Source organism: Pseudoalteromonas sp. 2CM28B (assembly GCF_023161935.1).
In genome coordinates, this window is the sequence record NZ_JALNTH010000026.1 from 1 (window position 1) to 13,483 (window position 13,483).

Consider the following 13,483-nt stretch of genomic DNA (forward strand, 5'->3'; position numbering starts at 1 on the left):
GATAGCTCAGTTGGTAGAGCAGAGGATTGAAAATCCTCGTGTCCCTGGTTCGATTCCGGGTCGAGGCACCATTTATATTAAAGCCCTGCATACACATGCAGGGCTTTTTTTTTGCTTTAAATTTATTATGGACAAAACAGTCCATATTAATTGGGTATATCCTCTCTTTTTCTCCCTTGTTTGCATGCGCATAATTACCTCATCAAAAGGTTAGGTGCTGTTATTACTCACTCCATTTAATCACTCAATATGATTGATTTAAGTAATAAAGTGCAGGGTACCTTTAGCCTTAATAATGCCAATCCGTAATAATACTTAATCATTTTGCGGGGCTAAACGTGTCGCTACCGGCGCTAAAAATTCTTATTTAGAACAACTAAATAGCGATTTTTTTTGCCTAGCTATCAACATGTTTTTCAAGCCTCAAAATAGATCACTTAATTAAGCGTATTGGTATCAGTAATTTAAAGCTGGAGCTAATTATGATCACGCAAATTGTTAAGTTTGAAATTAAAGACGAGCACATCGCACAATTTAAAGCGCTACTAGAAGAAGACAAGCAAGGTGCTAAAGCCGAAACAGGTCTTATAGAGATGCGTTTATATCAGGATAAAAACGAGCCAGGCGTCTTTTTTGCTTATGAGCGTTTTGAAGATCAAAATGCAGTTGATTACCATGGCGCACAGGATTACACACAAACGTTATTAAATGCGCTGCCTGAAATCAGCCAATCGGCGCCACAGGTCATGTTATTAGAAGATACAGTGCCAGCTCCGCTGCATGAGCGTAATACAAAAGTTGTTAACCCTGAAGATGATATATGTATTGTGTTTTTTATTTTTAAGATTAAGCCAAGTTTTAAAAATAAAGTCATTGAGCGTTTCGCAACTCATTTAACGCAAACGCGCAGCCAGGAGCCTGGTAACTTAGTGTTTGATTTATATAGTATTGAAAATAACGACGATACATTAGTTGTTTATGAACATTGGCGCAGTGAATCTGCGTTGTGGGATATTCACTTTAAACAGCCGTACGCAGTAAAAACAAGCGAATTATTAGCGCAAGCAGTTGTTGGCGATATGCAGCAATATATGAGCTTCGTTAAAGAAATTTAAAGGCTTGTGTTTAACAGCATTACTTACCCAATTTAGCAAATAGTGTATTACACGCTATTTGCTTTTTTGTATAAATACCCTTCAAATTCCCTGCCGGTTTTTATAATAACTGACTATTATGTTAATTCATCGCAACGTATGTAATGTTATGTAAAGTAAGTTGAGCAAAATTTGCCAAAGTGCTTGAATTACATTCATAAATGGCAGTAATTTAGGTTAACTATGATTTGGCAAACTAAGCCAACTTTATTGGCTCTTAGCTTGATATTGTTGAGCGGCTGTGCGGGTACGCTAAACCCTCAGCAGCGCGAGCAAGCACCCAGCGACATTGCAGCGACATGGCAACATGGTTTAGCACAAAATACACTTGCAGTAGATCAGCAATGGCTGCAAACGTTAGAAAACCCTTACATTGAAGACCTTGTTAATAAAGCACTTAATAATAATCAGGCTTTGCTGCAAAGTGCCTACGATGTACAAATACAAAAGCAGCAATTAATAATTTCAGGCTCTGCGCTTTGGCCCGATCTTGATTTATCTGCGCAAACTAGGCGCAGTAAAGACAATAGACCTGTAAGTTATGATAATGCCAGCTCCGTCACTTTAGAGCTAAGCTATGAAGTAGATGTGTGGGGTAAGTTATCTGATGCTAAACGCCAAGCCAACCTAAACTACTTAGCGCAACAAGCTAGTTTTGAGCAAGCTAAGCAGCAATTGGTGGCCGATGTTGTCACCGGCTGGTTTGATTTAGTAACCGCCCAGCAGTTACTCGATTTATATAAACGCCGAGAAGAAAACGCACAGCAAAACTTAGATATTATTGAATCAGGCTACCGCCAAGGTATTAATGAAGCACTCGATGTATATTTAGCCCGTAATGAGCTTAATAACGAGCGTACTCGTATTGCTAATCAACAAGCCACGCTTGTAAGCGCGTCGCGTTCTTTAGAGCGCTTATTAGGCGGCTACCCCAAAGGCGATATATCAGCAGAGGTTGAACTGCCTGTTTTTCTTTCGCCGATTAATACCGGTATTCCCTCTGAGCTAATTACACGCAAGCCTCAATTGCGCGCAAGCTGGTACCAGTTATTAGCAAGCGATGCAGGCCTAGCCTATGCACATAAACAGCGTTTCCCTAGTTTAAACTTATCAGCAAGTGTGAGTGATAGCACCGATAGAGTGAGCGATTTATTCTCGCCATCAAGCTTAGCGTGGTCTTTATTAGGCAGTATTTCTGCGCCAATATTTAATGGTGGCCAGCTAAAAGCAAATGAAGAAGTAGCACGCTTAAATGCACAAAAACAAGAACAAGCATATTTAGATACCTTGTACGATGCATTCAGCGATGTTGAAAACGCAATTACTCAGCAGCAATCCTTGCAAGCCAGTTATAAAAGCACGCTAGAGGCGCAAGAAAACGCCCTTGCAGCAGAGCAACTGTCGTTTGAGCAGTACCAAAGCGGCTTAGTAACTTACACTACAGTGCTTGATGCCCAGTCGCGCTCTTTTGATGCGCAAAGCTCACTCATTGAAACAAAAAACCAGCTAATTGCTAACCGAATAAACCTATACGTTGCCCTTGGCGGCGATTTTAACGCCCCAACAAGCGAACCTAAGAGCAATAACGATGAAAACTAAATCAGCAAAACTTTTAATCCCAGCCGTAGTGGTGGTGGCCACCATTTTAATTGTTATGTTTATTAAGGGTAATCCACCTGAAGCAAAACGTTTTGGCTCACCTCCTAAAGCCACGGTGAGCGTATCGGTAAAAAAGATTGAGCCACAAGATTACTTAATTTTTATTGATAGCTATGGCACGGTTAAGCCGCGTACTCAAAGTTTGTTAGTTGCTCAAGCATCTGGGCAAATTAATAAAGTAAGTGATGATTTTAGAGAGGGCGGTTTTTTTGAAAAAGGCGATGTACTGCTACAGCTTGACGATAGAGATCATCAGGCTGAGGTTAAATCGGCGCAGGCAGCATTACTTACTGCAGAGCAAAGTTTGTTAGAAGAAAAAGCCCGCGGCCAACAAGCAATTACTGATTGGAAGCGTTTAGGTGGCTCATCGCAAGCGAGCAGCTTAGTACTTCGCGAGCCCCAACTAGCGGCTGCACAAGCACAAGTACTTTCAGCACAAGCCGCACTTGAAAAAGCACAGCTTGATTTAGAGCGTACCCAAATTACTGCGCCTTACGCTGGGCGTGTGCTTAGTCGTAATGTAGACCTTGGCCAAGTGGTAAGCGAAAACACAGAACTTGCAACTATTTATGCCATAGACAGCGTTGAAGTGCGCTTACCAATTAAAAATAAAGACCTTTCGTATATTAGTTTGCCAGAGCAATACAGAGATGGCAGTAAAAACCAAGCCGGCTCACTCGTTAAGTTTAAATCTGACTTAGTGGGCGAGCAAACATGGCAAGGGCAAATAATACGCACTGAGGGCGCTATCGATGAAGGCGCACAGCAATTGTATATTGTTGCGCAGATAAATGACCCTTACAAAGCCACGGCTAATAACCAATACCCAATTAAAATTGGGCAATACATCACAGCGCAAATTAGCGGTAAAACAGTGCCTGATGCGTTAATAATTCCTAATAGTACTATTTACCAAGGCAGCTACGTGTATGTGGTTGAAGAGGGGCTGTTAAAGCGTAAAAACATTACGCTTGCATGGCAAAATGCTACACAAGCTATGGTAAAAACAGGCCTTAATGCAGGCGATAAGTTAGTAATTACACCGCTTGGGCAAGTAAGTTCAGGCACAGCAGTAAGCATTTTAGGCGAGACCGATACGCAAAATATGCGAGCAAAAGGCCCAAATGGCGCAGGCAAAGGTAAGCGTCCATCGCGTGAGCAGCTAGAAAAAAAAGCGCAAGAAATGGGAATTAGTGTTGAAGAGCTAATACAAAAACGCCGTGCTGCACAAGGAGATAAGCCATGATTGCTTGGTTTACAAAAAACCATGTAGCAGCCAATTTATTGCTTATTACGTTACTGCTATCGGGTTTATTTAGTTTATCGAGTCAAATACCGCTTGAGGTGTTTCCATCGTTTGAAACAGATCGCATAAGTGTAAGCGTTACTTTGCGTGGTTCAACCCCAGAGGATGTAGAGCAAGGGGTTACCATTCGAATAGAAGAAGCCGTTCAAGATTTAGAAGGTATAGAGCAAATATCTAGCCGCTCATCAGAGGGCTCGGCGTCGGTGACCATAGAAGTAGAAAGTGGCTACGACCCGCGCGAGTTATTAGCCGATATAAAAAGCCGTGTAGATGCTATAAACACTTTTCCGGCCGATGCTGAAAAGCCTATTGTGGCGCTTGCCGAACGAAAACGCGAAGTAATAGCTGTTACTGTAGCGAGCGATTACGGTGAAAAAGAAACCTTAGAATACGCCGAGCAAGTACGCGACGATATTTTACGCCTTCCTAATGTTACGCAGGTTGAGCTAAGTGGTGTACGCGATTACGAGCTCGCCATAGAAGTAAGCCAAGATACACTTCGCCAATACAACTTAACCCTTGCGCAAATATCTACCGCTGTGGCTAAGTCGAGCTCTGATATTTCGGCTGGTAATTTAAAAACAGAAGGGGGCGATGTACTTATAAGCTCAAAAGGGCAAGCTTACCGAAAAGATGAATTTGCAAACATTGTAGTTAAAAATCAGAGCGACGGTACAGTAATACGCTTAGGTGATATAGCAAACATTAATGATGACTTTGAAGAGACCCCAGTACGCACACGTTTTAACGGTAAACAGGCCGCCTTTATAGATGTATACCGCATAGGGCCGCAAAGTGCGATAGATGTCGCAGATGATGTAAAAAACTACATAGAGTCTAAGCAAAGCTCGTTACCACAAGGTTTTGAATTAAGTTACTGGGATGACGACTCTCAAGTTGTAAAAAGCCGTATTGCTACGCTAACCAGCAGCGCCCTACAAGGGGGCATTTTAGTACTGGCTTTGCTAACTCTATTTTTACGCCCAGCCATCGCATTTTGGGTGTTTATTGGTATTCCTGTTTCGTTTATGGGCGCATTTATTGCAATGCCTATTTTTGGTGTAACCCTTAATATTATGAGCTTATTTGGCTTTATTTTAGTACTGGGTATTGTGGTGGATGACGCCATAGTAACGGGGGAGAACGTTTATACTCATTTAAAAACCGCAGAGTCGGGCGAACAAGCTGCCATTTTAGGCACGCAAGAAGTTGCAACACCAGTTACCTTTGGGGTACTAACAACCGTAGCGGCCTTTTTACCTTTAGCGTTTATTGAAGGCGCACGGGGCGCCTTGTTTGCACAAATTCCGGTGGTGGTTATTCCGGTATTACTGTTCTCGTTAATTGAGTCTAAGTTTGTGCTGCCAGCTCATTTAAAGTACATAAAACTACGTAATCAAAAAACAAAATCATCAAAGCTTGAAGTACTTCAGCAGCGTTTTGCAGACGGATTTGAAAGCGCTATTTTAAAATACTATCAGCCTATTTTAGCTAAAGCATTGCGCTATAAATTAGCGACGGTGAGTTTGTTTGTTGGCGTGTTTTTTATAATTTTAACTTTAATAACCAGTGGTTGGACTAAGTTTGTATTTTTTCCGCGTATCCCAAGCGAAACCGTACGAGTAACATTAACCTTGCCAACAGGCACGCCGTTTGAAGTTACCAATAAGTATGTAATGGATATGTCGCAAAAAGCGCAGTTATTGCAAGACAAATACCGCGATGAAGATACCGGCGAAAGCGTTATATTAAATATTTTAGCCTCAACCGGTGGCCGTGGTGGCGTGTCTAACTCAGGCAGTGTGCGCTTTGAAATAACCCCTGCAGAGAGCCGCGACTCAGACATTGGCTCACGTGAGCTGGTAAGTGAGTGGCGCGATTTAATTGGGATTATTCCTGGCGCCGAAAGCGTAACCTTTAGGGCCGAAATAGGACGCAGCTCGGACCCTATAGATGTGCAGTTAAGTGGTACATCGCTCGATACGTTACAAAAAATTGCCGAAAGCGTTAAAGCGCGCTTAAGTACTTACCCAACCGTATTTGATATTGCCGATAGCATGTCTGATGGTAAAGAAGAGTTGCAAATAGAGCTTACCGAGCAAGGCTTTGCTTTGGGATTAAACCGAGTTGATGTAGCAAACCAAGTACGTAACTCGTTTTTTGGCTCGCAGGTGCAGCGTATTCAACGCGGGCGTGACGATGTACGTGTTATGGTACGCCTACCTATTGAAGAGCGCCGCTCTGTAGCCGACTTACAAAATATACTTATTACTACGCCTACGGGCGGCTCGGTGCCACTTTCGCATGTAGCCACATTAATTGCAGGGCAAAGCCCATCTACGATTAACCGAATAGACCGCTACCGCACACTTAACGTGACTGCCGACATAGAAAAAAGCAATACCAACATGACCGCGCTGCAAGCCGACCTAACTGAGTATTTAGATGAATTAATGCAGCAATACCCAGGTGTTGATTACAAGCTAGAAGGTGAAGCTAAAGAGCAAAGAGAGTCGTTTGGCTCGCTTGCTTGGGCATTGTTATTTGTATTTTTTATTATTTACTCACTATTAGCGATACCGCTTAAATCGTACATGCAGCCAATTATTGTAATGAGCGTTATTCCGTTTGGCATGATAGGCGCTGTAATAGGGCACTGGGTTATGGGGATGGAGTTAACCATTATGAGCTTACTTGGTATGTTGGCACTTATTGGTGTGGTGGTTAACGATTCACTTGTGTTGGTCGACTTTATTAATAAAAAACGCAGTGAAGGCGGCAAAATTATTGATGCGGTTAAACTTGCAGGGGCTGCACGTTTTCGCCCAGTAATGCTAACAAGTTTAACCACCTTTATTGGTTTAATGCCGCTACTATTTGAAAAGGCGACACAAGCACAGTTTTTAATTCCAATGGCAGTAAGCCTTGGCTTTGGTATTGTGTTTGCTACGTTTATTACGCTTATATTAGTGCCAGTAAACTATATGCTGATGGAGCGTTTTCAAAGCTGGTTTAGATAAATAACGAAATGTGTTCTAGGACTAAGCTGTGGTTGATTAATATCAATTGCAGCTTTTTTTTGCTAAAAATTTATAGAAGTAACAAAGGTATTTAAAAACAGGGGAGTAGCAAAAAGATAGGTAAGAAAAGTGTTCCCCAAGCGTGCGGTGTCCGGCGTCAGTCCTGAAACCAGAAGGTTTCAGGGCGGAAAGCTGCGGTCTACCGTAGGCTTCTCGGTACATGCCGAGCTTGCACAATAGTAGACGAACAGAAATCCTGGTATAAAATTTATCGGCTCAGGGACTTAACCAAACTCCGGCACCCCAGGGAACAAGTTCAGTATATAAGACATAATCCATTCCTTAAACCCCAAACGTAAAAAATTGAACCGTTCGAGTAGTTTTTGCCCGCTGGTAACTCGCTATTTACTTATCATGCTACTTTTTGAGCAGGATCATACAATTAATTGGAGTTGCTTTTTATCGAGTGGTAGCATTGCCTTAACTAGCAAAGCGAAGATATAAACATGAGCGACTTACCAGATTACCAAAAAGCCCAGCTGCTTTTAGAAAAAAACGAAATTTTTGTCTCACCGGCAGAAGCGCACGGCGTAATTAGCGGATTACTAGCGTGTGGTTTAAGTATTGATGACAAAGAATACTTAGGCTTATTAAGCGATGTATTTAATGATGGCCAAGCGTTTAGCAACGACCTAAAGCAGTTTTTTGGCACCATTTATAAGCAAGTGGTAGCAAGTTTTAACGATGAAGCTTTTGCGTTCGATTTATTTTTACCAAGCGATGATGAAACACTCATCGATCAAGCCAATGGTCTCGTATCATGGGTTGCAGGGTTTATGCTTGGATTTGGTTTAAAGCAAAAAGATTACGGTAAGTTATCGGCAGATGTAAAAGAAGTTATTAGCGATTTTAGCGAAATTACACGCCTAGATACCATGTTTGACGAAACCGAAGAAGACAGCCAAGCCCTGCATGAAGTGATTGAATATGTACGTGTATCGGCATTGCTTTGTTTTGCCGAGCTTGGCAAAGAAAAAGCACCTAAAAAAACACTACATTAATCTAAATAAAACGGGTTGTTAAAGCATGGTTGAAATACAAAAATCAGAATTTAAAGCACGCAGAGAGCGTTTACTTGCGAAAATGGATGCAAATAGTGTGGCCATTATTCCTGCGGCCAGTGAAGTAACTCGTAGCCGCGATACTGAATATGCATTTAGACAAGACAGCGACTTTTTTTACTTAACCGGCTTTAACGAACCCGATGCCGTTTTAGTGCTGTGTAATAACAGCGATACGCCAAGTACGTTATTTTGTCTTGATAAAGATAAACTGGCCGAAATTTGGCACGGCCGCAGAATTGGCTTCGAAAAAGCTAAAAATGAGTACTTATTCGACGAAACTTGCGCATTAAGTGAGCTAACTGAACAATTATTAGATTTGGTTAACGGTCAGCAGATTTTATTTTATGCACAAGGCGCTTACCCAAGTTTTGATACTAAAGTATTTACCTTGTTAAACACACTTCGCAGCGCGCCTAAAAAAGGCTATCAGGCACCGAGTACGATAAAAGATGTGCGTGGCCTTATTCACGAAATGCGTTTGTTTAAATCGCCAAGCGAAGTAAACATTATGCGTGAAGGCTGCGAAATAAGTGCCCGTGGGCATATGCGCGCAATGCGTTATTCGCACCCTGGTGCTACTGAGTTTCAGCTAGAGGCAGAGCTGCATCATCATTATGCAATGAACGGAGCCCCGCACCCAGCGTACGGCACCATTGTTGGTAGTGGCGATAACGCTAATATTTTGCACTACACGCAAAATAGCGATGTGCTAAAAGGTGGCGACCTAGTATTAATTGACTCAGGGTGTGAGTTACAAGGTTACGCTGCCGATATTACGCGTACCTTTCCTGTAAATGGCAAGTTTAGCGAACCTCAAGCTGCGCTTTATAACATTGTACTTAAAGCGCAAGAAGTGGCCTTTGAAGAAGTTAAACCCGGCGGCTTTATGTCGCATGCCAATAAACGTGCAATGGAAGTAATGACTCAAGGTTTACTTGATTTAGGTATTTTAACCGGCGACTTTGATGAGCTAATGGCAAAAGGTGCCTGTAAAGAATATTACATGCACGGTCTTGGCCACTGGTTAGGCCTTGATGTTCACGATGTAGGCGATTACAAACAAAACAACGTTGAGCGCGCATTTGAGCCAGGCATGGTGTTAACCATAGAGCCTGGGCTTTATATTAGTGAAGATTCAAACGCACCGCAGCAATATAAAGGCATTGGTATTCGTATCGAAGATAATTTACTTATTACTGAGTCAGGGCATGAAAACCTCACCCTGAGCGTACCTAAAACCATAAACGATATAGAAGCACTTATGCAAAGTGCAAAAAGCGCATAAGCTTGGAGAAATAAAGTGGCTAAGCAGTTTGATGTCGTTGTTATTGGGGGCGGGCTTGCAGGGGCAAGTTGTGCGCTAAGCATTGCTAAAACAAACCCTTCACTCACTATTGCGGTAGTAGAAGCAAACCAAGTAACGGGCGATTACCACCCAAGTTTTGACGATAGAAGTATTGCCCTTGCACAGCAGTCGGTTGAGTATTTACAGCAGTTAAATTTATTTGAGCCACGTGCGCCATACACAGCAGCAATAAAAAAAGTAAGCGTGTCGGATCGTGGTCACTTTGGTAAAGCACATATTAGTTGCGACGAGTTTGCTAAACCGTCATTAGGTTACGTGGTTGAGGTAAACCCGTTTGGCCGCGCACTGTATCAGCGTTTAACGCAAGCGAGTATTGCACTTTATTGCCCCGATAGCGTAAGCGCTATTAAGCAAAGCCTAAACAGTAATGAGGTTACTTTACAAAGCGGCGAGCAACTTAATACTAAGCTACTGGTTATTGCCGATGGTGCGCAATCTCCAACCCGTAACTTACTGGGTTTAGGCTTTAATACTCAGCCCTATGAACAAGGCGCTATTATAGCCAATGTTGAAGTAGCAGGCGGGCATAACAACCATGCGTATGAGCGCTTTACCGAGCACGGCCCTATGGCGCTTTTACCAATGAGCAATAGCCGTTATTCATTAGTGTGGTGCATGAAGCAACAGCACGTTGAGCAGCATACAGCCTTAAACGAAAATGATTTTTTAAACGCACTGCAAAGTGCATTTGGTTATCGGGCAGGGCAATTTACAAAAGTGGGCACACGCACAAGCTACCCGCTAGTATATGGCCAAGCTGAATCATTAACAGCGCATCGTACGGTAGTCATTGGTAACGCTGCTCATGCTATTCACCCCATTGCAGGGCAGGGCTTTAATTTAGGCCTGCGTGATGTACAAGTACTTAGTAATTTAATTGCAACAAGTAAAAACGAGTTAGGCAGTTATGCGTTTACCCGTGAGTATTCACAAAAGCGTAGCAGCGATATAAATACCGTAATGAGTTTAACCGACGCACTGGTTAGGCTTTTTTCAAACTCGTCACGGGTATTAGCGCTTGGGCGCAGCATTGGGCTTTTCTCAATGGATTTATTTCCCGCATTAAAAGCACCGTTGGCCAAGCAGCTAATGGGGCAAGTTAAACAAGGTACACGTTTATGAAGCAAGCACAGGTTTGTATAGTGGGTGGTGGCTGCGTAGGCTTAACCCTCGCGTTAGGACTCGCTAAAGCCAATGTAAGTGTTGTGGTGCTAGACGCCGCGCCAAAGCAATTACCGCCAAGTGATGAATACGCCTTGCGGGTAAGTGCGCTGAGTATTGCAAGCCAAAACCTGTTTGAGCAATTAAACGTATGGCCACACATAATGGCAGAGCGAGCGTGTGCCTATACGCATATGGACGTACGCGACGCCGACAGCTTTGGTAAAATAACCTTTAATAACGAGCAACTTGAGCTTGAACACTTAGGCCATATAGTTGAAAACGATATTATTCGTTTTGCACTTATAAAAGAGCTAGAGCAACACCCCACTGCCACACTGATGTTTGATACTGAGTATCAACAAATACACCAAAGTGAGTCCGACGTATTTATAACCCTTAAAAGCGGTGAGCCTATTATTGCTAAGCTGCTGGTGGCGGCCGATGGCGCAAATTCGGCTATTCGTAAACAATTTAATATGGCGCTAAGCTTTAAAGATTACGACCATCATGCATTGGTTGCTACGGTTAAAACCAAAGAGCCACACGCAAACACCGCACGCCAAGTGTTTTTACCAACTGGGCCACTGGCATTTTTACCCCTTAGCGATGACAACACCCATTCTATTGTGTGGTCTACCAGCCCTAATCATTGCGATGAATTGCTAGCAATGGACGACACTACTTTTAATAAAGCTGTAATGGCAGCCATAGATGGCCAATGCGGGCTGTGTGAAGTGCAAAGTAAACGCGCAGCATTTCCACTTAAAATGCGCTACGCCCAGCAATGGGTAAGTGGCAAAGTGGTATTAATGGGTGATGCAGCGCACACCATTCACCCACTTGCAGGGCTTGGTATGAACCTAGGCCTAAAAGACGCCGCATATTTAATTGAGCTACTGACAAGTGATAGTAAAGAGTTTGCGAGTACCTGCACGCTTCGCGATTACGAGCGCACCCGCAAGCTCGACGCGCAAAAGCACATAGCCATGATGCAAGGGCTTAAAGAGTTATTTGAAGGTGCCAACCCGGTTAAAAAGCTGATACGTGGAGTCGGGCTGTCACTCGTTGATAACCTAGGCCCAATAAAACACCTGTTCGCCAAAGAAGCGATAGGCAAATAACGTAGGTTGGGAAGAGCGAAGCGAAGCCCAACGTATAAAGTAAAGTGGTTAGCTTTTAGCTATCAGCTTTCAGTAAAGAAAAACCGATGTTTAGGTTAAACATCGGTTTTTTGTTTTTAAGTGGCTTTAAACAGATTAAAAGCTGCGCTTTTCACGCAAGCAAGCTTTGCGCCTTGCAAAGTTTAACACTGAGCTTAATTTTTCCTGTAGACGTTTAGCTTGCTGACGCGACGAGCGTAGCTCGTAATTATCGTTAGTTAAAAAGCGCTTTGCGTTAAATCAGTTACAAATTGGCTTGGGCTTCATTCACCATATCTTGTAGTGCATCAATTAACAGTGGGTCGCGCGAGTTTTGTTTAGCAAGTTTTAGTGCGTGTTTCATACTAGTAACAGCTTCTTTAAACTGTTTGTCAGCCGTGTACCCTTGCGATAACCGCATGTGGGAGTAAGCAGCATTAGGGTAATCACGAGTAAAGTGTTTAAGTGTAGTTATCGCTTTTTTAGTGTTATCAAACTTTTGCTGCCTGTGGGCAAACTCTACGTACACATCTTGTGGAATTTTAAGCTCAAATCCGTACTTATCGCTCAGTGCTTGGTAGTAACCTGTGATAAGTGATACATCGGCAAATTTTCCGTGCTCGTCAGTCACTTTAAAAATTAGGTCACTAAATAAGTGAATTAGGCTATCGCTAAGGGCTGGCAGTATAGTGCCCATATGAGTAAATGTAGGGTAATGCTTATATTCCCATTTTAGCTGTGTGGGCATTTGTTGTTCTAAATTTACTAACGTATTTAATGCGCCTGTATAAAAACGTGCGCCCTCACTCGCTACACTAATAAATAACTCTTGAGTACCTTTAGGGTTTTTAGTGTATTTAATAATATTATTTTTTAACTCTTCATCACTCCACCAACTATTTGGGCTTATAGCTATGTAGTTGTTAAATAATTCAGGCTGATTAACTAAAGTATAAAGCGCTAATGTACCAGCATTAGAGTGACCAATTAAGGTGTTGTAGCCGTTAGTTGAGTAATTGCTATTTATGTAGGGCATGAGCTCGTCAGACACAAACTTTAAAAAATTGCCGGTTTGCCCAGCATCGGGCCATTTATTTTTTACAAAGGTTTGAAACTCAGTTTTAGGCTCACCTTGTACTTTAGGTAAGTAATCACGCACGCGGTTTGTTGTATCAATACCAACAAGCATGGCATTAGGTATTTGTTCGTAATCAACTAAGGATTTTATAACACCTGACGCCGTATGAAAGTGCTCAATACCATCAAGTAAATAAATAACATAAAGCGGCTGATCGTCTTTTACAGTGTCAGGTATGAAAATTCTGATAGGTCTGTCTTCGTTAAGTATTTTTGATTGTAAAATGACTTTTTTACCAACGGTTATGTCGGTTGTAGCAGTGTCTGCGTGGCATAAAAAAGAGGTACTAAAAGCAAATGCAAATACAAGTGATAGTAAGAGCTTCATAAATATCCTTATTAAATAATGTGTTGCTTAATAATTGCACGGCTTTAGGTTTGAGTAAATGTTTATATTTTAGGCGCAAATGGAGG

9 protein-coding genes, 1 tRNA gene and 1 other RNA gene are annotated in these 13,483 nt (G+C 42.3%); 9 read left to right on the plus strand and 2 right to left on the minus strand.

Annotated elements, in window-relative coordinates:
- Nucleotide 1: 1 nt before the first annotated feature.
- From MTN96_RS25360 to MTN96_RS25380, 5 genes are all read left to right on the plus strand, one after another.
- Nucleotides 2-71, plus strand: a tRNA-Phe gene (locus tag MTN96_RS25360).
- 411 nt (nucleotides 72-482) lie between these two features.
- On the plus strand, nucleotides 483-1,115 hold the full coding sequence (locus MTN96_RS25365) for a putative quinol monooxygenase (RefSeq protein WP_248533060.1): 633 nt from the start codon (nucleotides 483-485) through the stop codon (nucleotides 1,113-1,115).
- Between the two features lie 222 nt (nucleotides 1,116-1,337).
- The gene (locus MTN96_RS25370) at nucleotides 1,338-2,753 is read left to right on the plus strand and encodes a TolC family protein (RefSeq protein WP_248533062.1); all 1,416 of its coding nucleotides are present in this window, start codon (nucleotides 1,338-1,340) and stop codon (nucleotides 2,751-2,753) included.
- Nucleotides 2,743-4,059 (plus strand): efflux RND transporter periplasmic adaptor subunit, encoded by a 1,317-nt coding sequence (locus MTN96_RS25375; RefSeq protein ID WP_248452333.1) that lies wholly within the window; start codon nucleotides 2,743-2,745, stop codon nucleotides 4,057-4,059. Before MTN96_RS25370 ends, MTN96_RS25375 begins: the two co-directional genes overlap by 11 nt.
- Complete coding sequence (locus tag MTN96_RS25380) at nucleotides 4,056-7,139, plus strand: efflux RND transporter permease subunit (RefSeq protein WP_004589597.1); 3,084 nt, start codon at nucleotides 4,056-4,058, stop codon at nucleotides 7,137-7,139. Before MTN96_RS25375 ends, MTN96_RS25380 begins: the two co-directional genes overlap by 4 nt.
- Nucleotides 7,140-7,268: 129 nt before the next feature.
- Here MTN96_RS25380 and ssrS read toward each other — a convergent pair.
- A non-coding RNA gene (ssrS, locus tag MTN96_RS25385) (6S RNA) lies at nucleotides 7,269-7,452 on the minus strand.
- A 193-nt stretch (nucleotides 7,453-7,645) separates the two neighbouring features.
- On the opposite strand from ssrS, the gene MTN96_RS25390 reads away from it, so the two are divergent.
- From MTN96_RS25390 to MTN96_RS25405, 4 genes are read left to right on the plus strand one after another with little or no spacing between them, the layout of a single operon-like run.
- Entirely contained in the window at nucleotides 7,646-8,200 is a 555-nt protein-coding gene (locus MTN96_RS25390; protein ID WP_004589599.1) for a UPF0149 family protein, read from the plus strand.
- Nucleotides 8,201-8,225: 25 nt separating this feature from the next.
- Nucleotides 8,226-9,548 carry a Xaa-Pro aminopeptidase gene (gene pepP / locus MTN96_RS25395; protein WP_248533064.1) on the plus strand — a complete coding sequence of 441 codons (1,323 nt, stop codon included), beginning with the start codon at nucleotides 8,226-8,228 and terminating at the stop codon, nucleotides 9,546-9,548.
- 15 nt (nucleotides 9,549-9,563) lie between these two features.
- Nucleotides 9,564-10,751, plus strand: coding sequence for a 2-octaprenyl-6-methoxyphenyl hydroxylase (gene ubiH, locus MTN96_RS25400; protein ID WP_248533066.1), 1,188 nt, complete (start codon nucleotides 9,564-9,566; stop codon nucleotides 10,749-10,751).
- Nucleotides 10,748-11,914: an FAD-dependent monooxygenase gene (locus MTN96_RS25405; protein WP_248533068.1), complete on the plus strand. Its 1,167-nt coding sequence runs from the start codon at nucleotides 10,748-10,750 to the stop codon at nucleotides 11,912-11,914. Before ubiH ends, MTN96_RS25405 begins: the two co-directional genes overlap by 4 nt.
- 283 nt (nucleotides 11,915-12,197) lie before the next feature.
- On the opposite strand, the gene MTN96_RS25410 is transcribed toward MTN96_RS25405, so the two are convergent.
- Nucleotides 12,198-13,397 carry an alpha/beta hydrolase-fold protein gene (locus MTN96_RS25410; RefSeq protein WP_248533070.1) on the minus strand — a complete coding sequence of 400 codons (1,200 nt, stop codon included), beginning with the start codon at nucleotides 13,395-13,397 and terminating at the stop codon, nucleotides 12,198-12,200.
- Nucleotides 13,398-13,483 lie beyond the last annotated feature (86 nt).